This is a genomic window from Nostoc sp. JL31, assembly GCF_017114965.1.
Lineage (GTDB): Bacteria > Cyanobacteriota > Cyanobacteriia > Cyanobacteriales > Nostocaceae > Nostoc > Nostoc punctiforme_A.
The window spans coordinates 1-23,675 of the sequence record NZ_JABXKO010000011.1 but is presented as its reverse complement, the minus strand read 5'-3'; the positions used below and the strand labels follow the sequence as shown (position 1 = coordinate 23,675).

Annotated in this window: 19 protein-coding genes and 2 pseudogenes; 11 read left to right on the top strand and 10 right to left on the bottom strand. The window is 42.3% G+C overall.

The window, feature by feature from the left end:
• Positions 1 to 538, top strand: a 538-nt coding sequence (locus HWQ43_RS00740; protein ID WP_292728895.1) for a hypothetical protein, incomplete at its 5' end; no start/stop codon positions are given.
• Positions 539 to 842: 304 nt separating this feature from the next.
• Positions 843 to 1,016 (top strand): annotated as a pseudogene (locus HWQ43_RS00735) (IS5/IS1182 family transposase); the annotation flags it as partial.
• A 108-nt stretch (positions 1,017 to 1,124) separates the two neighbouring features.
• Here the strand turns inward: HWQ43_RS00735 and HWQ43_RS00730 are convergent.
• Positions 1,125 to 2,585, bottom strand: a complete 1,461-nt coding sequence (locus HWQ43_RS00730) for a TM0106 family RecB-like putative nuclease (protein ID WP_292728893.1) — start codon at positions 2,583 to 2,585, stop codon at positions 1,125 to 1,127.
• Between the two features lie 334 nt (positions 2,586 to 2,919).
• Here HWQ43_RS00730 and HWQ43_RS00725 point away from each other — a divergent pair, with 334 nt between their 5' ends.
• From HWQ43_RS00725 to HWQ43_RS00695, 7 genes are all read left to right on the top strand, one after another.
• Positions 2,920 to 4,113: an aminotransferase class V-fold PLP-dependent enzyme gene (locus HWQ43_RS00725; protein ID WP_292728891.1), complete on the top strand. Its 1,194-nt coding sequence runs from the start codon at positions 2,920 to 2,922 to the stop codon at positions 4,111 to 4,113.
• 71 nt (positions 4,114 to 4,184) lie between these two features.
• The gene (locus tag HWQ43_RS00720; protein ID WP_292728889.1) at positions 4,185 to 5,267 is read left to right on the top strand and encodes a glycosyl transferase; all 1,083 of its coding nucleotides are present in this window, start codon (positions 4,185 to 4,187) and stop codon (positions 5,265 to 5,267) included.
• A gap of 216 nt (positions 5,268 to 5,483) precedes the next feature.
• Positions 5,484 to 5,897, top strand: a complete 414-nt coding sequence (locus tag HWQ43_RS00715; protein WP_292728886.1) for a secondary thiamine-phosphate synthase enzyme YjbQ — start codon at positions 5,484 to 5,486, stop codon at positions 5,895 to 5,897.
• Between the two features lie 291 nt (positions 5,898 to 6,188).
• Entirely contained in the window at positions 6,189 to 6,938 is a 750-nt protein-coding gene (locus tag HWQ43_RS00710; RefSeq protein ID WP_292728884.1) for a hypothetical protein, read from the top strand.
• A 32-nt stretch (positions 6,939 to 6,970) separates the two neighbouring features.
• Entirely contained in the window at positions 6,971 to 7,759 is a 789-nt protein-coding gene (locus HWQ43_RS00705; protein ID WP_292728882.1) for a Nif3-like dinuclear metal center hexameric protein, read from the top strand.
• A 282-nt stretch (positions 7,760 to 8,041) separates the two neighbouring features.
• A complete protein-coding gene (locus tag HWQ43_RS00700) occupies positions 8,042 to 8,260 on the top strand; it encodes a hypothetical protein (protein ID WP_292728880.1) in 219 nt (72 codons plus the stop codon).
• A gap of 574 nt (positions 8,261 to 8,834) precedes the next feature.
• The gene (locus HWQ43_RS00695; protein WP_012408115.1) at positions 8,835 to 9,146 is read left to right on the top strand and encodes a DUF6679 family protein; all 312 of its coding nucleotides are present in this window, start codon (positions 8,835 to 8,837) and stop codon (positions 9,144 to 9,146) included.
• Between the two features lie 54 nt (positions 9,147 to 9,200).
• Here HWQ43_RS00695 and HWQ43_RS00690 read toward each other — a convergent pair whose 3' ends face one another.
• The 9 genes and pseudogenes from HWQ43_RS00690 to HWQ43_RS00660 all read right to left on the bottom strand — a co-directional run bounded on the left by HWQ43_RS00690 (position 9,201) and on the right by HWQ43_RS00660 (position 20,881).
• The gene (locus HWQ43_RS00690) at positions 9,201 to 10,871 is read right to left on the bottom strand and encodes an MBL fold metallo-hydrolase (RefSeq protein WP_292728878.1); all 1,671 of its coding nucleotides are present in this window, start codon (positions 10,869 to 10,871) and stop codon (positions 9,201 to 9,203) included.
• 625 nt (positions 10,872 to 11,496) lie between these two features.
• Entirely contained in the window at positions 11,497 to 11,964 is a 468-nt protein-coding gene (locus HWQ43_RS00685) for a DUF29 domain-containing protein (protein WP_292728876.1), read from the bottom strand.
• A 282-nt stretch (positions 11,965 to 12,246) separates the two neighbouring features.
• On the bottom strand, positions 12,247 to 13,740 hold the full coding sequence (locus HWQ43_RS00680) for a hypothetical protein (RefSeq protein ID WP_366932764.1): 1,494 nt from the start codon (positions 13,738 to 13,740) through the stop codon (positions 12,247 to 12,249).
• Positions 13,741 to 13,802: 62 nt separating this feature from the next.
• Positions 13,803 to 14,492 (bottom strand): HEAT repeat domain-containing protein, encoded by a 690-nt coding sequence (locus tag HWQ43_RS33670; protein ID WP_366932763.1) that lies wholly within the window; start codon positions 14,490 to 14,492, stop codon positions 13,803 to 13,805.
• A complete protein-coding gene (locus HWQ43_RS33665; RefSeq protein WP_366932762.1) occupies positions 14,482 to 14,730 on the bottom strand; it encodes a hypothetical protein in 249 nt (82 codons plus the stop codon). Before HWQ43_RS33665 ends, HWQ43_RS33670 begins: the two co-directional genes overlap by 11 nt.
• Positions 14,731 to 14,972: 242 nt before the next feature.
• A complete protein-coding gene (locus HWQ43_RS00675) occupies positions 14,973 to 15,359 on the bottom strand; it encodes an endonuclease domain-containing protein (protein WP_292728874.1) in 387 nt (128 codons plus the stop codon).
• 285 nt (positions 15,360 to 15,644) lie between these two features.
• A pseudogene (locus HWQ43_RS00670) lies at positions 15,645 to 16,120 on the bottom strand (hypothetical protein).
• 87 nt (positions 16,121 to 16,207) lie between these two features.
• A complete protein-coding gene (locus HWQ43_RS00665; RefSeq protein WP_292728872.1) occupies positions 16,208 to 19,345 on the bottom strand; it encodes an efflux RND transporter permease subunit in 3,138 nt (1,045 codons plus the stop codon).
• A gap of 78 nt (positions 19,346 to 19,423) precedes the next feature.
• The gene (locus HWQ43_RS00660) at positions 19,424 to 20,881 is read right to left on the bottom strand and encodes an efflux RND transporter periplasmic adaptor subunit (RefSeq protein WP_292728870.1); all 1,458 of its coding nucleotides are present in this window, start codon (positions 20,879 to 20,881) and stop codon (positions 19,424 to 19,426) included.
• Between the two features lie 570 nt (positions 20,882 to 21,451).
• Here HWQ43_RS00660 and HWQ43_RS00655 point away from each other — a divergent pair.
• On the top strand, positions 21,452 to 22,333 hold the full coding sequence (locus tag HWQ43_RS00655) for an Npun_R2479 family HD domain-containing metalloprotein (RefSeq protein WP_292728868.1): 882 nt from the start codon (positions 21,452 to 21,454) through the stop codon (positions 22,331 to 22,333).
• Between the two features lie 119 nt (positions 22,334 to 22,452).
• Positions 22,453 to 23,568 (top strand): ABC transporter permease, encoded by a 1,116-nt coding sequence (locus HWQ43_RS00650; RefSeq protein ID WP_292728865.1) that lies wholly within the window; start codon positions 22,453 to 22,455, stop codon positions 23,566 to 23,568.
• The last annotated feature ends 107 nt before the right edge of the window (positions 23,569 to 23,675 follow it).

Genomic DNA, 23,675 nt, shown 5'->3' with positions numbered 1-23,675 from the left:
TTCTCCGTATTTACTTATCTTTACATACTTTGGTTTTTTCACGCCAACTTACTTAGACAATCCTTTAAGATACTTGTCAGTAAATTTGTGGTTGGAGATCAAGCAATATGGTATTGCTAATCTTTTTGTAAAAAATATTCCATATCCAAAAGCTTTTAATGGTTCTTTGTGGACATTAGTATATGAATTTAAATTTTATCTTTTTGTAGCTATATTGGGAGTACTAGGGATTTTCAATTTTTATAAGAAAATTATACTTTATTTATTTTTGTTTTTATGGTTAATATTTGCTTTTAATATCGCAGTTCCCGGTATAGCTAGTAAAATTATACCGTATTTCTCAGATATATACCTTTTAAAGTTACTAATTTACTTTTTGGCTGGCTGCCTCTACTTTCTTTATAAAGAAAAAATAGTTTTTAATAATATGTTTTTTTTACTATCAATAATACTTGTAGTAGTGTCGTTTCACCACAACTACTATAACTTAGTTGCACCTTTTGCTCTTCCTTATTATCTTATTTTGGTTGGCATTTAAACTTCCTTTTATAAGTTTCGATAAATATGGAGATTTTTCGTATGGTTTGTACATTTATGCATTTCCTGTGCAACAAATGCTTGCATTCTTTGGCTTGCATAAAAGAGGTTTTATAGTATACTTCTTAGTATCTACTTAGTGGCTATTATCCTATCTATACTGAGTTATAAATTTATTGAGAAACCTGCCTTAAAATTAAAAAAAGTAAGATTACGCTTTATGTGAATTAAGCCATAGGATGCTGTTCAAAAGTAAGCCGTTAACATTTCACTATCTGTGAATTTTGATGATCGACCCGGTAATAGAACGTGTTGCTGTCGAGCATTCCTTATCTCATATTGGTCGGTGGCAAGGAGATCAAGCTCGTTACGTTGGTTATCGCAAAAATCTATTTGACCTTCGCCGTACTGCCGTTGTCCATAATCTTCATGTCCTTGCCAAAATTGTTACTAACACTACTAAGCAGTCTGCTACTTAATTCTGATTACTGAATCGGTGTTCTAGAAAGTCTGAGTGGATGTTCCTTTTACTTAGACTTTCCAAGACGTATTTCGAATTTGAAAACTTTTAGAAAATACGAAATTACTTAAGCTCGTCGCAAACCATATTCATCTTGGAAAAAATTGACGAGCCAATCTTTGACTTTATGGGTGGCGCGACAGTCATCCTCATTGTAGCGTTGGATAATTTCTAGTAAGGTGCGATCGCCTGTTTCTAACCATTGATCGTACCAGTAAATGCACTTAGCACCACTGGCTTCTTTATCACGCCATTCAAATCCTATCCAACGAGCGATCGCTTTCAAGGCATAGCTTTCTACGGGCAATGCTACACTTTGGGTTAATTGTTCATACACATCCACAAATCGATTCAGTACAGGACGCACTAACGAGTGTGGAGTGCCGTAAAGTTTTGCTAACCGTTTAACTGTATCAAACTCGTAGACACAAAAATGATAAATTGGCGCTTCGGGATATTGCCAAACCAAATCCAAAAATTGCTGCCAAACTAATTCTTCATCTTCTGGTTTGTCTGCTAAAAAGGAATAAAATTGTTCTGTATTAGTCTGTCTATTAACGACCAAAACCCCTAAGAGATAATCTAAATCTAAGTCTGGCTGGGCTTCAATATCAAAATAAAGCTCTATGGGCGCTGTGAATGTAATATCTTCTGTTGGTAGCGGATATGGTAAAATTAAGGGTCGTTTTTCTAATGTAGATTGAGCTTGCACTACCAATTTGGGCGCTACTTGCTTATCAAAACCAAGCAGGTTTTCTAAGCTGCTGGGACTGGTGTTAGCAAGAGATTCCAGTGTGATAATGTCTAAGGCTTGGAGTTGAGTGTAGCGAAGGGGTGTTACACCTGGTAGCAGTGATAGATGTTTTTCAGATTGAGCGATCGCATAACATTCACTATACCAATGGCAAAAATTGCACTTTTGGCGAGAAATAAACACCTCTGGCGGATTCGGTGACTCTAAAACTTGGATAAACTCCTCTAGAATCTGCTGCATCCGTGGCATCCATTTAAACAGATCCACTGCATAATTTGTATTTTTACTTCGCAATATAAGCGAAGCTGTTTCAGGTGCAACTCCCTGCACTGATGCCAGCACTTGGACATGAAATGCAGCGACAACCTGATATTCTTGCTTAGGGCGCTTACCCAGTTCAATATTCGCCGGGACGTAGATCCAATCTCCAAAATTTGATTGTCCCGGTTGTTTCACGAGTAAATCTGGACGACTTAGCAGGGTGTCTGCTTCAGAATAATTTGCTAACAGTACTCCTTTATAGATGTACTCAACCCCACGCTGCATCAATTCTAAAGTTGCCTTCTCTGCCTTTTCCCAGTTGCCATAAGAATAATCTGGTTGGTGATAAGTCATCTGTGCTAAAGCACTCAACTGATGAGCGATTTTGTCCTGTTGGAGTTTCCGTAGCAACTCATTGGGGGCATCACGCTGACTTTTGTCACCGTGGATATCTAGAAAAGGTCGGCGTTTACAGCGTTGGTATTGCAGTAGGAGTTCAGCATTAATTAGCATCCTTTTAAGTTAACAAGAATTAGCACAATCTGGGAGTAACTGTGACAATTAAAATCTGGAAGTAGCAATCGCGTCCACGCTTAATTTCCCGTTTATTTTATACTGTCAACAGCTAGCTATTGGCGTAAGGGACTTCCAAAAAATAAATTATCCCAAATTACTTGTAAATTTTTAGGGACGCACATCTGTGCTACCCGGAGATAGGATGTTTTTTCACTGAAAGTCCCTAAACAGCACAAGCGTTTGTTTTTCTCCCAAATTACAGATGAGAGAGAATGACAAAATCACTTTTGAATCTCAATAGCCTGTATACAGCAGATATCCCCTGTGAATTATGACTAGTATTTCTGCATCACCAATCAAGCTGCATCGGCATCGAGAGCAATTTCCTGCTTTAGCGAATAAGGCTTATTTCAATTATGGGGGACAAGGGCCGATGTCCCAGAGGGCAATGGATGCCATCGCCCAAACTCAAGCTTATGTTCAGGAAATAGGCCCCTTTGGTAATGAGGCGTATAGCTGGATAGCGCCCCAGACTCAAGCTGCTAGAGTTGCGATCGCTTCCGAATTTCATGCACCATCTGAAACAATTACCCTCACCCAGAATGTCACTGTTGGCTGTAATATCGCCATGTGGGGTATTGAATGGCGTACTGGCGACCATCTGTTGCTCTCAGACTGCGAACATCCAGGTGTAATTGCCACAGCGCAGGAAATCTCGCGGAGATTCGCTGTAGAAGTTACCACCTGTCCCCTAAAAGCAACTTTAAATGAGGGCGATCCGGTAGAAGTTATTGTCCAGCATTTGCATCCCAAGACCCGTCTTGTGATCTTGAGTCATGTTTTTTGGAATACTGGTCAAGTTTTACCTCTTGATAAAATTGCCGAAGTATGCAGGAATAATCATTCTTTTTTACTGATAGATGCTGCCCAATCTGCTGGTTTATTGCCTTTAAACTTAACTGAATTGGGAGTAGATTTTTATGCTTTCACTGGTCACAAATGGTTATGTGGCCCTGCGGGTGCTGGTGGTTTGTATGTTCGACCAGAAGCACGAGAAAGCCTGAAGCCTACGTTTATTGGCTTGAATGGCATTGTTGTAGATAGTCAATCTCAGCCTGTGAATTGGCTTCCCGATGGGCGACGATACGAAGTATCTACATTAGCTTATCCCTTGTATCTTGGGTTAAAGGAAGCGATCGCAATTCATCAGCAATGGGGAACGTCACACGAACGTTACGAACAAATTTGCCACAACAGTGAGTACCTCTGGCGACAATTGACGGCGTTACCCAATATTAAATGTTTGCGAACTTCCCCACCCGAAAGCGGTATAGTCTCCTTTCAACTTGAAAATAAGCAACCTCAAGCTAATTTGAAGTTGGTAAAATTTTTGGACTCACAAAGGATATTAACTCGGACAATTGCCGATCCTAGCTGTATACGTGTTACTGTTCATTACTTTACTTTAGAATCGGAAATCGACTTATTGATTGAGGCGATTCAAAGTTTTTGCAAAATTAATTAAAAGTTAGGAGTTGTAAGTTAGCGTGTAGAGATTATGATTTTAACTCCTAACTCCTAACTCCTAACTTAAAAATGGAACGCCCAATTTTATACTTAGCGATAACTAACCACGGCTTTGGTCATGCTACCCGCACGGCTTCTGTAGCTGCAAAAATTCAAAAGTTATGTCCAGAAGTTCTACTAATTGTGGTGAGTACTGCCCCACGCTGGCTGCTAGAGTGCTATATAGAAGGCGATTTTATCTATCGTCCTCGTGCATTTGATTTAGGTGTGGTGCAAACAGATAGTTTGACAATGGATAAAGTAGCAACTTTAGAAAAGTTGCTGGATATTAAGAAGCATCAAAATTCGCTGATTGCCTCGGAGGTGAATTTTATCCGCCAAAATCGTGTTAATCTCATTTTGGCTGATATTCCCTTCCTCGCTTCTGGGTTTGCCAAAGCTGCAAATATTCCCTGCTGGATGATGAGTAACTTTGGGTGGGACTTTATCTACCGGGATTGGGGAGGTGAATTTACCGCAGTTGCAGATTGGATTAGTGATTGGTATTCAAAGTGCGATCGCTTGTTTCGTCTCCCTTTCCACGAACCAATGCCAGCTTTTAAGAATATCACAGATGTCGGCTTAACAGGCGGTTCGCCCCGTTACTCTGCTGAGGATTTACGTTCTCTTTGGGGAATAACTGCACCAGTCGAAAAAACTATTTTGTTGACTTTTGGCGGCTTAGGTTTACAGCAAATTCCTTATGAGAACATGGCGCAATTTCCAGATTGGCAATTTATCGTATTTGATCAATCTGCACCTGATTTACCTAATTTAGTGAAAATTAATGACCGCAAATACCGCCCTGTAGATTTTATGCCTATTTGTGGGCGAGTTGTCTCTAAACCTGGTTATAGTACTTTTTCGGAAGCCACAATACTAGGATTACCAATAGTCACCATACCGCGTGAAGACTTTGCCGAAGCAACTTTTCTAGTAAAAGGCATAACTAATTATAATCAACATCAAATCATCACCCCATCTGAGTTTTTTCAAGGGACTTGGAATTTCCTTTACGAGTTACCCCAACCTCCAAGGCAATCTCAACTAATTGCTAAAGATGGGAATGAAGCAATCGCTCAAGCTGTTATTAATTATTTACAAATAAAATAAAGTCATTCAAAACAATATCAATGTAATAATGCGAACTCCAACTATAGATAAATAAATCTACATCTCAAGAATACAATTTACAGATGTTAGCTGGCTTCAAAAAGATTTATAATAACCATACTCAATCTAGCGATCGACCAATGGTAAAGCAACAACCAAATCAAGCAGATTGAACTAATAGCTAGATTTTACTGTCATCAATAATTACTGTTTCAAATGACTCACTACCAAAAGTTACTAAAAATTTCCACTACTGGCAAATCTTTTTACAATATCACTGCAAAAATTGCAGATGCAGTTACAGAGTCGGGGGTGGAAACTGGTCTTTGTACTTTATTTTTACGCCATACTTCAGCCAGTTTAGTTATCCAAGAAAATGCCGATCCTGATGTTCTTGTGGATCTAGCTAATTTTATGGCGAAACTCGTGCCAGAATCAGGCAAATACATCCATGATGCAGAAGGTCCCGATGATATGCCAGCACATATCCGTACCGCACTCACCCACACTTCTGAACATATCCCCATTAATCGTGGTCACTTAGTACTGGGAACTTGGCAGGGAATTTATATTTGGGAACACCGCCAGCGCAGTCATTCCAGAGAATTGGTTGTTCACATTTCTGAGTAGCCGATTCTCAAGTTTTATTGAAGGTGGAGTTATGTAGAGTTTAAATACTCTGGTTATACTGTCTACCTTTTGGATATAATCTCCTAAAGTCACGGCGATATGCATCAAATAAATTTCGCCTTGATAACTTTCTTATCACAATTATTGATGCAAAATTAACTAGATATGCACTCAATAATTCGTGTATATTTGTAAATCCAAAAGTTAAGTTTATGGGTGATTATTAAATAATCTAATTATGCCGATATACACTAATATTTAGTGTAAGCTGTCTGGGCTATTACTATTACTATGAAGCAAGAAATAACACCAACGAATACTTTTCAACTTATTGATGAAATCCTTGCCCAGCAGTCTGTTAAATTATTGTCACTAAGTCCCCAAAAAACATTAATTACCAGCTTTGCAGAATTAGGAAATTTGATTGCACCACAAAACACCGACATTCAAATTCTCACAACTCTTCAAGAAACTCTCGAAAGTATAGTCTGCACTCAAATAGAAAATTTCCCAGAAAACATATTTTGGGATTTTGATTTTCTGGTAAATAGTATGCTTAGACAGGCTTTAAACGCAGATGAAGGCGCTATTTATTTCTTAAGAATTTTTTGTGAAAAGATGGTTTGTCTGACGGAGATGTTCGGAAATAAAACGGAAATGCGCTTCCGTTATGTTCATGATTTTATGTATGGATTTGAGTGGGCAAGATGGGTACAAAAAGAGCCACAAAAACGCGCACACATAGAGCCTTTTAGTCTGTTCTTTTTGGATTATTTGCTTGTCAAAGGTAAGGAACTTTTACAACGTATTAATCATGGTCAGGTCGTATCTTATAAACTGTGTGAGACAGGCTACCGCAACCCCTTTACCTTTTCTCGTGAACCAGAAGATGAATACCGTCTACTAACTTATCTTGCTGAAGAACAACTTATTCCAGTAGCAGTATGGGACTGGAATGCCAGCCCTGTATGGAACAAACCTTTTCAAGAAATGCGCCAGCAATTAGCATTAAAATTAAATATTCAACCACAGAGACGCTGATTAGCAATTAAAAATTGCTGAAGAAAATAATTATGAAAATTGCTGATTTAATTACTTGGTTTGAAGCATGGGCAAATCCTGCTTGGTGTGAAAGTTGGGATAATTGTGGCTGGCAAATTGAACCAGGAGTTTTGCAGGAAGAAACACGGGTTTTGGTGTGCTTGACACCGACTTTGGCGATAATGGAGGAAGCGATCGCAGAAAATGCTAATCTGATATTCGCCCATCACCCCTTAATTTTTAATCCTCTCAAATCTTTACGCACTGGTGAAGCGATCGCGGAAATGGTACGGTTAGCTTTTACCCACAATATTGGTATTTATACTGCTCACACGAATTTTGACCAAGTGCAAGACGGGACTGCTGACGTTTTAGCTCAGATTTTAGAACTCAAAGAAGTTACTCCCATAGAAGTTACACAGGGAGGATTAGGATATGGTCGTGTTGGTTTGCTAGAGCCATTTCTGACATTACAGGAATTACTCGCAACGATTCAAACTCGACTTGCTCCCCCTAATTTAATTTTTTCCCCGACTGCTGATTTACAGCAAACAATTTCACGAGTTGCCGTTTTAGGGGGTTCGGGAGCTAGTTACATTTCAGCCGTCGCCAAAACTGGTGCCCAAGCTTATCTAACTTCTGACTGTAAGTTTCATCAGTTTCAAGAAAGTCGCGATCGCAATCTTATTTTAATCGATGCTGGACATTACGCTACTGAACGTCCGGCTTGCGATCGCTTGGTGCAAAAATTCCAGTCTTTAAACTTAGACTGGGTGCAATTAAGTCAAAAAGATGAAGATTTCCGCCAGTTTTTTGCTTGATTACTGATGCTTGATTGGATTTTGTGGATGCTTGTCGAAAAAATTGATTGTTATCTTTTAACTATTGTTAAAACATTCAGCTTCTCAACATTGATGCTGAAAATTCCTATGCCCTTTTATCTCTGTATATTAATAGACGGAGTATCGAAAAATCATATTGTGATGTAAATCACTGGTTGGGTGTAATACTAATCACACAGTATCAATGTTTCATATCAATTAGCAAGAGAAGAAAATGTTCCACACTAGACCTAATAATTTGCTCACTCTGCCCTAATCAAGATGATTCGCACAATTATTGCATCTGCTTTCCAAACTGGATATCTTAGTGTTGAATCTGAGGGTTTACTCCAGCAGGTGCTAGCCACTAAATGCTATCAGTCAGAGGATTTGCCAGATATTGCAGCCCTATATGATGCAGTTCGCGCAGGTAAAATTAAACGAGAAGCATCCTCGTCGAACGCGCTTATAGAATTTCCCTTACCACATAAATCCTCCTGAGACTTCTGGAGTAGAATTTTCTCATGGTCTTTCCCCCTACCTCTTCCCTTACACTGTTGCCTTTTTTCAGGCAAAAACCTGAAAAACTCAAAACTATTTGGGTGTTGTTGTTGAAAAGCATCAAGGTCAGCAAGAGAATGAGTTAAGATCAGATACAAGTGGGTAAAAGTAAAGCCAAGTCCCCGGACTTCCCAGTAATGCCAATGATTAAAACTAGGCAAGTTAAACAACCGCAATCAACGATTGTTTTGGAGTATTCTTTATTACATAATGGTAAGAATGACTCACCAACAAATATAAACCTGGTTAGGACAGGTACCGAATTGTTTGACTTCTATAGAAGCAGACATTCCCTAGAATAAGCCGGAGGGAGATTGAGTTCATTGCTAGAGCATCTGATTTATGACCTAATATTATCCTGATATTTTGACAACTAAAAGCAAATTTTGGGATTGGGTTATGAAGCGTACTTGTTCTAAACAGTGAAATTAACCTCTTAAAGGTGTAATGTAATGGGGTAGAACCCAGATTTTGACAGGTTTAACTACGTTGTTTAAAAAGGCAGAAACAGTACATGCTACACCGCAAGATTTATCAACTGTGTTGCGATGGGCGCGAGGTATGTGTTTTCTTGCGGGACCAGCAACGCTGGATTGAACGCGCCCGCATCATAGACATAGAGGGAGATTTAGTGACCCTACGCTATGAAACAGAAGAAGAGGACGAAGTTTGTTCTTGGGAAGAAATGGTTCGCCTCGAGAGCATTGGTGCTGTAACGCAAAAATTGGCTTCAGTACCACGCGGTAATGTAGAACCTCTGATGACTGAAGATTGTCCCGAAGCAGAGCGCATCCACAACCGTTACACTGACTCGAATCCAGAATAATTCCGTGCTGAGTGCTAAGTGCTGAGTAACAAATCCTAACTCAGCATTAAGCATTCAGGACTCAGGATTAGATAAGCCTTCAAAGGCAGGACAGTAACCTTCGAGAGTTACCTTAAAGTTATACAACGGGGAAGCTGGGTTCCAACACCGCTGCCCCCTTTGATGTCGGCAAGTACCACAACAGTCTACATCTGTCCATGTATAACGATCGCTATTTTGGTTGAGCAGTTCTCGTTGAGACAATCCCCTTAATACTAGTTCTTCCCCTTGCCAACGAGCTTCGATTAAACCAGTATCGGCAAATTGCCGCCAACGCGGATCGGCAGTAATCACATTGGGTAGGGTAATTGTGATTACTGTTCCTAACTCTGTCAGTTCGCCTTCGTAGTTAGTCTCAGGTGCTGCCGGTTGTAAAAATGTGTCGCCGATGGGCAGTTCTACTAAGGTATCAGCCGCCGGAGAATGTATATGGTAGCGGTTTTGCAACTCCTCTAAGCTAGTCAGGTCTGCCAAGTAGGCAGGAGAACCGTGGACAAAAATGACGTGCTGGGGTCGCAAATTATGAATTAGCTGCGTAGTACCAGGACCATCACTATGTTGAGCTAAGAGATAGCTTTCGACAGTGGTGGGCGCTAAATATTCTTTATTAACTTTTATATCAATTTTTTCTGGTAGGAGAATCAGCCAGGGGCCGGTGTCTAGTTGGCAATGTTCACCTAAATCAGATGTCGAGTCGGTGAGAACAATACAAGGTGAATTGCCCACTGTGGGACGATGTTCTGGTTGTAACCGCCGCACGCGGGGACGCACCCGTTCATCCCAGAATAAGGGTTGATGGCGGGCAAAGTTCTGCACCGATGGGGGAAGATGGGGTAGTAGTTCAAGGTATGCATCGCAGCCAGTGGCGACAGCACCATCTACCCAAATATCTAAATCTCGTCCGGTGAAGTGGTGATGCGATCGCAAGAGCATTAATAATTCTTGACCCAATCCTAAAGCTGGGGTGGGAAGAATTACAGAACAATGGTCAGCGATCGCGCGATTAATTCGCTCGGCTAGTTGATTTTCTTGGTTACGGCGGTGAGGATGACGGGATGTGCCATAACTACCTTCAATGATTAGCACATCCAAGTCTAAGCCCCGCAGTTCCTCTAAACGCAAACCTTCTACTAAGCGGGAATTGGACAGAAAAAAGTCCCCTGTATACAGTAATTTGTAAGTACGCTGCTTGGTAGTGTAGGTCAGGAGAATTGCAACTGCTCCTGGTAGATGCCCTGCGGGAAATAATTCTGCCACCAAACCATCTTGCAATTCTATAGGCGATCGCAATGGCAAGGCATGACAAAATTGGGAAATTTTCTCAGGGTCTTCGTCTACCCAATTCAGCGGTAGTAACTTGCTAGTCACCTCACTACCATAAATAGGTAACTTGGGAAAAGCCTTATGCAGCGCCAGTAAGCCTTTGGCGTGATCTGGGTGGGCATGACTAATCAAAACTAAATCTGCTGGTAGGGGCGAACTAGCTCCACCTCTCGACTTAGTAAGCCCCTTAGCCAGCGATGAAATATCTTCAAAACCGCAGTCCAATAGGATTCGGTGTGGGCCCATCTTTACTAATAAACACACGCCCTCATTGTCATGCTGGACACTATAGGGCAAACATTCTAATTCAGTACCCGCTTCCGCAGCATCTACGCTAGAAGATGCCGACAGATTATCCCTCATGCTCTCCTCCCCTCAAACCTCATCATCATGGACATATCCCAAAAGCCAAAAGTTACAAAAATTTTGGTTTTGTGACTTAGGGGTAAGTTTTCTCGTGCGCCCCTACACCCTGAGAATACAGATTTTTGATTGGGGAGGACGCCTCCACCGAACCCGCACTGGTTCGGAAAGGTGGGCTAACGAAAAGCCATCAAGCTAGTAACTTAAGGAGTCTGGCTCTTGTTTATTTTCCCTTTGCAAGTTCTGAGCTATTTTAGTCAACTCACCCTACAGCAAGTCGCCAAAGGGTCTACAGACTTATCTCAATGTGCGGAGCCGTTACCATGATAGTTATCTGAATCATAAAATCCGTTTTTCGTGCCAAAGAATAAGCACGAAAGTGTAAATATAACTGTTAACCCGGCTAGAATCAGCTTTACATCCATTTGTTTGCTGCCCTTGAATCAAGACTTTCCTATATTAATTTAGTGCTTCCGCAATCAAACGGAATCACTAGAAAATCTTTACTATGCTTATATGGATTGGGCAATAGGTAAATTTACCGCAATCAGTCAGATTGTAGAACCTTTCGGTCAAGCTGTCTATCCATTTAGATGTAAAGCAATATGACAGCAGGAGCAATTTTCTACAGCCTGTAAAAATCCTCATCTAGAATCTGCTCAATCGAAAAAGGACAAACGGTAGGATATTCACTTTCGTGGGGTATGCGAATTCCAAACTTAGCTAGCTTACCTTCCTTAATTGCTAGCTTACGAGCATCTGGGTAGGCTTTTTCCACAGCCTCTATTAGAAAACTTTTGAGAGAAGGAGTATCTGTCAAATTATTGATAACTCGCTGACGATGTTCAAGTATGGAGCTATACCAGTTTCCTTTCATGCTATCGGGGACATGATACTGAACGCGTAACTTGAGTAAATGTGCTAACAAAATTGTCAGATTGCTTTTGAGCGCATTTTTTTCTGCTTTACCCAAATCAACTAGTTCCTCAATCAAATGCTCAATATCCAACGCCTCAAATTCATGATTTTGTAACTGTTGAATGGTTTGCTCAATCCATAATTGCAAATCTTGATCGTATAGCGGGTTAGGCATTTCTCAGATCAACTCCTAGTTACTCACTCGATCATAGCGATGAAAGCGATCGCACTTAGAGGATGTCTGAAAAGTTTTTTTGTATACATCTAACTCCTGGAGATCCCCCTAAAACCCCCTTAAAAAGGGGGACTTTAAGACTCTTATTCCCCCCTTTTTTAAGGGGGGTTAGGGGGGATCAAAAAATATTTGATACTTCTCAGACATCCTTTTAGAGACAAGGTAAATGGAATTGCTTGCGGTACAGTGCATGAACGCGGCTACACAAGTACGAATTACGAATTACCTAGTTCGCAACAACTGCACAAAGGTATTACTCACCGTATTGTCTTTAGTATCCGCCGCGTATTGAATCAAATCTTCTCGCAGTTCTTTGGCTGCATCTAAAGGAAGTAACGTTGCTAGCAAGAAATAAACGCCACGAAAACGCGGATCGCCCATTCTATCAACTAATAGTCCTTCGGCGGCATCAGTTTCGCCGAGAAAGTTTTGCACCAAAAAGAAATCCATGATTTTATCGTGGCGGAAGTACCATTCTTTCTTGGCTTCGCCTTTTTCATCTTGCCACTGACGGCTGACTACCATTTTGTATTTATCGTCTTCTAAAGACATGGCAACTTGGTGAAATTCATCGGCGGGTAGGGCTTGTTTGTCTTCGAGTCGCATTTGGTAGACTGCGGCTGAGAATCTTTTGAGCGGAAATTCTTGTTTCCATTCTTGCTGGTATTCTGCCGCCATTAGGTTGTATTGCTGTTCTTGCAGGCGAAACAAGTTTGGCTGTTTACCTTGTGATAGCATTAGCGCTACCACTGTTAGATCCATTGGGTTGGAAAGAATTCGGCGGACAGCATCTAACTCTTCTTGGGCTTGCTGGTTGTTGAGGACTTCTGTTAAATAATTGGTGCTGGCTTGGGCATAATCAGCACCTTGAATTTTGGCATCTTGGGGGAGTCGCGGCTGACGGGAGAGCAGAAACTCTTGAATTTGTTGTTGTTCAAGGGGCTGCAAGTAGTAGGTTTTGGCTGTTGAGGGGGGTGTCCACTCTAGGGGCTGGGTTGTCATGATAATGTTGCCCCGGAAATAGCTTTCGACAAACTGGCAGATTTTGGCGCGGGTTTCGGCGGTGACTTCGTTGAGTCCGTCGATGCAGATATCTATCGCGCCACTGTAAATCAGGTTTTTCAGGAAGCCGGCATCTTGGGCTTGGCCGTGTAGCTTGTCTTGGATGGCTTCAATTACGCCTTTATGACATTTTTGGGCGGGGAGATAAACGACTATGCGCTGGGAGTTTTGCAACAGATGACGGAGAAACATCGACTTGCCTAAGCCGGAATCTCCTTCTAAGATAATTTGTCCTTGAATGCTGGGTAAGGCTGCGGTAATTGGCTGGATGTCTCCTGAAGTGGGGACTTTGACTTTAGATTCTGGGAAGTATGATTGGTCATAAAAATTATCTAAGCCGGCGTCGGCTAATAGGGAAGGTTTGAAGGGTTCAAATAATTTGCGGCGGAAGGGGGGAAACCAGGTGAGGAGAAAGCCGACATAGCCGATGCCGAGAATACGGCGTACCCAAGGGTTCCAGAAGAAGATGGCTTGGACTTGGGGAAATTTGGGGTAGGCGAAGATGAGGGCTAGCCAAAAGGCAGCATGAGAGATGATGGTGATTCTGGCTTTGAAAAACCACTGCCAACCCTCAAGGTTAATTATCTGCGACTGCACCGCATAAGCTTTAGTCGGGTAGAAAGTTTTGAGGTTGTTGTAGTGGGATTGTAGCAAACCTATATCTTGCCATTTCTAATTAACTTTTTTGTCATTGGCAACTATCGAAATCTGTTCTGCTAAATCTTCTCTGAATCTCTCCAGGTCTTTACTAGGTTCCCAGGCTTTGAGAAAAACCTCCAGCGTTTTCTTGCCTTCATCGTGGGTAAGTTGCTTAGGAATTGCTTTTCTTTCAGGTCTGCCCAGCCATGTGAGCAGTCTATGTTAGCCGCCGCTTGTCCCAAGTTGCCCAATGCCGATGCCGCACTTGAACGAACGTTGGCGGGAACCTTTTCATCCTTGAGGAAATTGAGGATTTCAGGGACGTAGTTAGCCGCCGCTTGTCCCAGGTTGCCCAATGCCGATGCCGCATTTGAACGAACAGACGAGTCCAGTTTTTCATCCTTGAGGAAATTGAGGATTTCAGGGACGTAGTTAGCCGCCGATTGTCCCAGGTTGCCCAATGCCGATGCCGCATTTGAACGAACGAAGGCGTCCACCTTTTCATCCTTGAAGATTTTGGCGATGACAGGGACGTAGTTAGCCGCCGCTTGTCCCAGGTTGCCCAATGCCGATACCGCATCTGAACGAACGTAGGTGGGAACCTTTTCATCCTTGATGAAATTGAGGATTTCAGGGACGTGGTTAGCCGCCGCTTGTCCTAGGTTGCCCAATGCCGATGCCGCATTTAAACGAACGTAGACGTCCATCTTTTCATCCTTGAGGATTTTGGCAGCTTTTTGAGCAATTTCCTCTAGCTTATTGCCCAAAGCTTTGCGACGATGCTTTGAGGTTTATCGACGAAGCTTTGAGGTTCATCGACGAAGCTTTGAGGTTCATCGACGATGCTTTGAAGTTCAGCGACGATGCTTTGAGGTTCAGCGACGATGCTTTGAGGTTCAGCGATGATGCTTTGAGGTTCAGCGACGATGCTTTGAGGTTTATCGACGATGTTTTGAGGTTCAACGATGATGCTTTGAGGTTCAACGATGATGCTTTGAGGTTCATTGACCAAAAGATACATCTCGTTTTGCAAATCGGGAGACTCTCAATATGATTCGGTTAAGGTGCATAGTCATTGGAGATCCCCCTAAATCCCCCTTAAAAAGGGGGACTTTAATTCCGGTTCCCCCCTTTTTTAAGGGGGGTTAGGGGGGATCAGATTACGATTCGGTTAAGGTGCATAGTCATTGCAAATCCCCCTAAATACCCCTTAAGAAGAGAGACTTTAATTCCGGTTCCCCCCTTTTTTAAGGGGGGTTAGGGGGGATCAGATGCTGTATCTGCTCACACACACTATCAAAGTGATTTAAAACTTGACTGTTTGTAAACCTAATGATCTTTAAACCATAGCCTTCCAAAATGTTTGTTCTCTCCAGATCGTAATTTTGACCTTCATCTGTAAAATGGCTATCCCCATCAATTTCAATCACTGTTTGTAAAGTAGGACAGTAGAAATCAACTATGAAATGATTAATCGGTCGTTGTCTTAAAACCCGATGTTGAAAATTTCTCAAATATTCATGCCACAGCTTTTTTTCTGCTGGGGTCATATTTTTACGAAGTTCTTTTGCTCTTTCTACAAGCTTTGGATTGTAAGGTAGATAGAGATTGCTGCTATTAAGTTTGTTTGTCATATTTTCTAGTGTTTATACCCCCTACCCAATACTGCGTAGGTTAAGGTGCATAGTCATTCGAGATCCCCCCTAACCCCCCCCTTAAAAAAGGGGGGAACCGGAGTCAAAGTCCCCCTTTTTAAGGGGGATTTAGGGGGATCTCCAACGATGTTGGTTTGGTACAAAGATGTATGTAACCCGTAGCTAAAAAAAAAGGAAGAAATAGAATCAAAGTCCCCCTTTTTAAGGGGATTTAGGGGGATCTCAAAGTATTGGCTACATCACTAAAGGCTTTTAAAAAAGCCTTTAAGAATCGACAGCAGCTTTCGCGGGTTTACTTTTAATAGCCTTAAACCGTTCGCCTAACTGTTCAGCAATAGTTTTTAACCCTGGGTTTTCTTCGCAGCAGTCTTGACGTAATCATAAACTGTCAAACTGCTACCCATTGCTTCGCTACCGACAGCCATTAGGGTATCATCTACCTGTTCTGTCAGTTGTCGCAGTCCAATCAAAACTTCGGTGAGGTTAGCGGCTAGTTGATAATCCCGCACAAATTCATCTAAATCAAAGCTGGCTGGTAAAATGTCTCGGTTAGATTGGGCAGCAATCAGGCTATTGTTGACAAAAGCTAGTCTTTTATCGCCCATCTTAAATAAGTTGCGTCGTTCTTCTGCACTCAGGGTAACAAGAAAAGGCATCTTTGCTTGGATAGTCGCAAAGGCTGCTTTAATTTCTTGGATATCTTCTGGGGAAAGGGACGCGGTAATGTTTTGGTAAGCCATTGGTTATTTACTGTGGTAAATCTGTTTGTTATGATTCCCACTGGTAAATGCGATCGCACAATAGGCACAGAGGCAGAAGCAATATTATTAACGCGATGGTTTGTTACCAAAGCCATAGTGCAATCTATCTATAATCCAAGTTTGAAAGTTGTCAATGTAGCTAAATATCACTGGCACTACCACCAGTGTCAACAGAGTAGAAGTTGTAAAACCGCCCATAATGGCAATTCCCATCGGTTGGCGAACTTCAGAACCCGCGCCAATTCCTAATGCTAAAGGCAGAATACCGGCGATCGTTGCGAAAGAAGTCATTAAAATTGGGCGCAGACGTGACACACCTGATTCAATGAGTGCCTGACGTTGGGTTTTGCCTTCTTGCATGTTGATGATTGTATAGTCCACTAACAGAATCGAGTTTTTAGTGACAATCCCCAACAGCAACACGATACCAATCAGGGCATATATTCCCAAGGGTTTTTGAGCAACCATCAACGCTACCAATGCGCCGCCTAAACAAAAGGGTAAGGCTGCCATAATCGATAATGGATGAAGAAAGTTGTTATACAGCAGCACCAGAATTGCATAGATACACATTAATGCCAGCCCTAATGCACCGCCAAAGCGACCGAAAATATCTTGCATAATTTTGGCACTGCCTGATGGTTGCTGTACTACTCCTGGCGGTAAGTTTTGCATTACAGGTAGTTGGTTGATTGTCTGGACTGCCTCTCCTAAAGAAAGCCCTTGTAAGTTAGCTTCTACGGCAACTTGACGGGCGCGATCGTAACGGTTGATGGTAGCAGGGCCGCTACCAAAGCGGATATCTGCCACTGCTATCAGGGGAACCAATCTACCATTTTGACTGGGGACTTGCAGATTTGTGATTGTGTTAATATCAGCCCGCGCTTTTGGATCGATTTGCACGCGAATGGGGATTTGGCGATCGCTTAAATTAAATTTTGCCAAATTGGCTTCATTATCGCCGATGGTGGCAAGGGAAGCAGTACGAGCGATCGCTTGCACTGTTACGCCCAAATCTGCTGCCCGTTGCGGGTTGGGAATTACCAAAATCTCTGGTTTGACTAAACTTGCAGTCGAAGCCACTTCTACCAATCCAGCTATGGATCGCATCTGCTTTTCTAGGGCATCAGCAGCTTGATTCAACGCTTCGGGATTTTCACTTCTGAGGACAATTGATAAGCCTTTGCTACTATCACCCGGTGACTGACTTTGAAAACTAATTCTAGCTCCTGGTATTTGTTCAAAGTTAGGACGCACTTGTTCCTCAAACTGTTTTTGGGAAATATTTCGTTTCTCTCTGGGTTTGAGATTAATCGCAAGGCTGGCAGAATTGATCTCTTCTGTTGCTAGTACACGTTCAACTACTGGATTTTGGCGGATGATATCAGTCGTTTGTATGACTACCTTGTTCACGTCTTCCAGTGTGGAACCAGGAGGTAATTCTATAGATACGTTAGAAATTCCAAAATCACCATCATCAACGAAACCTTTGGGAATTAAGGGAACCAGCGTCAGACTGGCAATAAAAAAGGCTAAGGCGATCGCCATTGTTGTCAATCTATGGCGTAACGCCCACTGTAAAAGCGATCTATAAGGTTGAAAGCCTTGACGCTTTTCATCTCCAAGTTTTCTACTTCTGTTCCCACCACCTGGAAGTGTAAATTTAAAATTAAAAATTTTTATTACTCCCCTCTGCCCCTCTGCCCCCCTACCACTCTCCTCCGCTTCCTTTAAAAGATACGCCCCCATCATCGGCGTAACCATCCGCGCGACAAGAGTTGAGAAAATCGTGGAAACGGCAACGGTAACGCCAAATGGTTGAAAAAATTGCCCCGGAATCCCACCCATAAAGGCAACGGGCAGAAACACTGCAATAATCGTCGCTGAACTGGCGATTACCGCTAACCCTACTTCGTCGGAAGACTCAAAAGCCGCTTCCCAAGCTGACTTACCCATAGCGATATGGCGTTCCATGTTTTCAATTTCCACAACGGCATCATCTACCAAGTTGCCCACCGCCAGCGCTAATGCCAACAAAGTCATGTTGTTGAGGGTGTAACCAAGGGCTTGCTGCACTGCGAAGGTGGGGATTATTGATAGGGGTAAGGCAACAGCGGTAATCAATGTTGCTCGCCAGTCCCGCAAAAACACTAAAATCACGATGACCGCCAGCACCGAAGCTTGAATCAATTCATCAATGGTGCTTTGGTAGGATTGGCGGACAATATCGGCTCTAGTAAAAATTAAATCTAACTTGACATCTGGAGGAAGAGTTTTTTCCAGTTGTTTGACTGCTGCTTTCACTCCTTCTTCTACTGTCACCAGAACGCTGCCAGTACTACGTAAGACTTGAAAAGCTACCACGGGTTGATTATTCAAACTGGCGGCTTGGCGCACATCGCCAAATTTATCTTCTACAGTTCCCAGGCTGGATAAGGGCACGGAACCACCTTGTGGTAACACGATTTCATAAGTTTTCAAAATATCTACACTGGTGGCACTTCCTAATGTGCGGATACTTTGTTCGCTACCACCAACTTCGGCACGTCCGCCAGGTAAGTTAATGTTCAAAGCGCGGATTTGGTCGTTTACCTGAGTGGCGGTAATCGCTAAAGATTGTAAGCGGTCTGGATTAAGATTAATGCGAATTTCTCGGTCAACGCCACCCACTCGCTGAATTTGTGCTACACCACGAACTCCCAATAAGGCGCGGCTAATAGTTTGGTCTACGATATTGCTTAATTCTTCTACAGAACGCCGATCTGATTTAACTGCGTAGGTAATCACCGGGCCGCCGGAAAATTCCAGGCGTTCCACAATCGGGTCGTTGATATCTTGGGGTAAATCTTGGCGAATTTGAGCGATCGCATTTCTAACATCATTGGTGGCGCGATCGCTATCTGTACCCAAAACAAAATTGATTGTCGTCTTAGAATTCCCATCGCTGACGGTGGAAATCATGTAATCGATATTGCCCAACCCCGCCACAGCATCTTCAATTTTTTTCGTCACTTGGGATTCTAGTTCTGCTGGACCTGCGCCCGGTTGGGTGACTTTGATCAAAACCGTTGGTACATCAATATTTGGGTTAGTATCAATCCCCAAAGACATGAAGGAGAACCAACCCACCACTGTCAAAATTAAAAATAAAACTATTGTGGGAACAGGTTTTTTAATCGACCAGGCTGAGATATTAAAAGACATTGGGAAATTTTAGATTTTGGATTTGTCATTTGTCATTTGTCATTTGTCATTAGTTATTTTTTCCCATTCCCATTCCCTTCAATTTGCAACTCGAACTAGGTCGCCATCTTTGAGATAGCCGGCACCATCAACGACAACGCGATCGCCTAACTGTAACCCACTCTTGATTTCTACTGTGTCGCCATTACCAGGATCTCCTAACTCTACTTTCTGGCTACGGACGGTATTTTCATCCGATAAGATGAATACAATTACACTTGCATCAGCTTGGGACTGCACTGCTTTTTGTGGCACTACCATTTTCATCCCTGAGTCAGTAGTAATTGCAGCACTAGCAAACATTCCTGGTTTAAGTAAAGTTGTTGGCGGCAAGTCAATTTTTACTGTCGCTTCCCGTCTTTGATCGTTCAGCTGTGGTTGTATATCTCTGACTCGTCCTTGCGATCGCACCCGCCGATCGACATCAGAAGTAATTTGCACCGATGCGCCAATTTTCACCTGAGTTAGTTGAGTTTCGGGCACCTTCGCCTGAAGTTCTAACTTTTCATCTCGGATAATCGAAAATAGTTTTTGTGTGCCACCAATCACAGTTCCCACCTGGGTTTGCGGCGGTACACCAGTGACATCACCGACTCTAGCCAGTTTTTCGGCAATTACTCCCGAAACCGGCGCACGTACCACAGTTTGTCCCAACTGAGTTTGCAGTTGTTGCACCTTAGCAGCACTGCTCTTGACATCGGCTTTGGCTTTGTTAATGATCGCTTGGGCGTTCTTAATATTGGCTTGGGCACTGCCGATATTAGCCTGGGCACTACGTATATTTTCTTGAGACAGGTTCACAACTTCTATGGCAGTTTTCACATTGTAGGAACGAGTATCAAGTTCTTGTTTGCTAATCGTCCCAGAGTCAGCGAGTTGTTGATAGCGCTGATAATTCTTGCCTGCTTCTTCTAGCTTGGCCTTAGCTTGAGCTAAATCGGCTTGTCTTTGCTGGACTATTGCTTTATTTGATACCAAATCTGCCTGCTTGGATGCCAAATCGGCTTGTTTGGATGCCACATCTGCTTGTTTCGATTCTACATCTGCTTTTGCTTGGCTAATTTGGCTTTGCAGTATAGAACCATCCAACACCGCCAACACTTGACCTTGTTTAACAAAAGCTCCTTCTATAATATTTGCGGGGATGCTTTTAATTTGTAAGCCGTTTGTTTGCGGTAGCACTGGAATTAAATCACTCGCGGCTACAGTCCCAGTAGTTTTAAGAGTACGGACAACACGGGCGGTTTCTACTGTGGCGATGGTGACTGTCATCGCTGGGTTAACTTTTTTATCCGCTACCACGCTTTGTTGACGGGATGGAAAACGATTTAATACACTCATCCCAACCAAGGCGATCGCAATTCCTAAACCAGTACCCAAGAATAATGGCTTCAACCATACCCTGGTTAGTTTTTGATCTGATTTGCTTAAAAAATTCCTATCTTCAGAGGTTATAGCTTCTTTCACCTCGACTTCTGAAAGACTTTCATCGCTCACAGTTACACCTCTACTTTCTGTCTATGCATACCAAATGTTGGTATTTTCTTAAAAAAACTTGAAACTTATTTACTTCGATATCAACTATGACGTATTTCATAGTAAATGTCTTTTATCTGCAAAAGTATATAATACAACTTTGTCACTAAGAGAAATTACGACCGGATGAATGATCATAAATTTTATGTAGATTATGATACAAAAAATCCTCTCATCTCATAGAGCTACTCTATGTCACACACCATCTGTATTTAGATCACTGCCAACCAATGCTTAGATATGAAAAACTAATATGGCTCATCTAGATTTATCTAATTAGAATCGAAAGTATTTATGTACCTTGGTACACCAGTAAACTATTTTTTACACCTAATCGAGCATTCCTCTAAAGCCTTGGTGTTGCCAGGAAGCCATGTATCCAGGCATAGATAAAGCTAGCGTCTACAGCTACACGTGAGTTACAAAGGAGCAAACTCCATTGCCTTAAATTCCAGCAAGGGTGCCCTTGATTATGGAATTTTGAAATCAATCAAATCAATAAAAAATTGGTATTTACCAGAGTAAGCAGATATGTTCAATGCCACTGAAATTTTAATTGATGCCTTTGTAAATGAAATTCGAGACGGCTACCGTCGCACTTATGGCTGCTTTAAAAATGATTATCAGGATATTATCGCCTGGGCAGGTAACATGGCTTTGGAAAACATTGCCAATAGCGACGCCCTTTATCACAATGTTGAACACACAGTCCTAGTCGCCCTAGTGGGGCAAGAAATTTTACGTGGCAAACATATCAGGGAAGGCGGTGTTTCGAGTGAAGACTGGTTGCATTGTATTATTTCCTTAGTGTGTCACGATATTGGCTACGTTAAAGGGGTTTGTCGGCAAGACCGAGAAACAGCAAACTTATATGCCACAGGTAAAAATGGCAGAATGATTTCTGTGGCTGCTGGCGCTTCTGATGCCAGTTTGACGCCGTATCATGTTGATAGAGCCAAGCTTTTTATTGATGAGCGTTTTGGAGGTCACAAGTTAATAGATGCTGACGCAATCAAGAGCAATATTGAGTTGACTCGTTTTCCCGTGCCTGCGGCAGAAGATCATCAAGATACAAAGTGCTTTGCCGGATTAGTCCGTGCTGCTGATTTGATTGGTCAACTAAGCGACCCGCGTTACTTGAAGAAAATTACTTCTTTATTTTACGAATTTGAAGAAACTGGTGTAAACAAAGTTTTGGGCTATAAAACCCCTGCCGATTTACGCAATAACTACGCTAAGTTTTACTGGAATGGCGTATATCCCTATATCCAAGAAGGACTGCATTACCTATCATTGACACAACAGGGAAAACAAATTCTCGCTAATCTCTACTCAAACGTGTTTGTTGTGGAACATGAAAAACAACAGGAAGAACAGCAGAGGTATTTGGAGAAGTTAGCAGTTGGGAGTTAGGAGACGCGATTAACCCTTGTCTGTACAGGAGTTGGGAGTTGAAAATTATTAATCATGAGTTATGAATTAAGATAAAAACTTAATAACTCATAACTCCTAACTTATAACTCCTAAATACTATGGATTGGTGGCGACGACTTAAGAAAAATCCTTTGGCACGCTTTGGGGCAATTTTGCTGTTAATTTTCTATATAGGAGTAATTGCAGCTGATTTCGTAGCTCCTTATGACCCCTATGCTTCACAGCCTAATGGTTCATTGCTGCCACCAACGAAGATACACTGGGTTTCTCAGTCAGGGCAGTTTATTGGGCCTTATGTTTATCCGACAACTCAAGGAGATACGAATTTAGATACAGGCGATCGCCAACTCATTGTAGACTCGACAAAGCCTTCGCCTCTGCGTCTATTTGTCTCCGGGCCAGAATACCGATTGTTGCAGATGAGTTTGCCACTACCGCCGAAGTGGGATGAAGTCACAATCTTTCCTGGTATCCCCTTAAATTGGCATTTATTTGGCACAACAACTGGCGCAAAAGTCAATATTTTGGGCACTGATGACCAAGGCCGCGACCAATTTAGTCGCCTACTGCATGGCGGTCGCATCAGTATGTTTATCGGGATTTTTGGCATTATCATTACCTATCCCCTTGGTTTACTTATTGGAGGAATTTCTGGCTATTTCGGCGGTGTGACTGATAGCCTGATTATGCGCTTGGCAGAAGTGCTAATGACTTTCCCTAGTATTTATCTTTTGGTGACATTGGGCGCAGTCTTACCAGCGGGTTTAAGTAGTACCCAACGCTTTTTGCTGATTGTGGTAATTACTTCGGTGATTAGCTGGGCTGGTTTAGCACGGGTCATTCGGGGACAGGTATTATCACTTAAAGAGCGAGAATTTGTCCAAGCGGCACGCGCAATGGGCGCAAACCCACTTTATATCATCCTCCGCCATGTTTTACCGCAAACGGCTAGTTATGTAGTTATCTCTGCGACTCTTGCAATCCCCAGCTTTATTGGTGCAGAGGCGATACTGAGTCTCATCGGCTTAGGTATTCAACAACCAGACCCCTCTTGGGGCAATATGCTTTCTCTGGCAAGTAATGCTTCAATTTTGGTACTACAACCTTGGTTAATCTGGCCGCCGGCTGTGCTGATTATTCTCACAGTGCTGGCATTCAACCTACTCGGTGATGGGCTGAGAGATGCGCTTGACCCGCGCAGTTTAAGAAGATAAGCCTTCAATAAATAGTAAATGCGATCGCCGAAATAACAAATGCGTACTCCGAAATAGCAAATGCGAACCCCGAAATAGCAAATGCGAACCCCGAAATAGCAAATGCG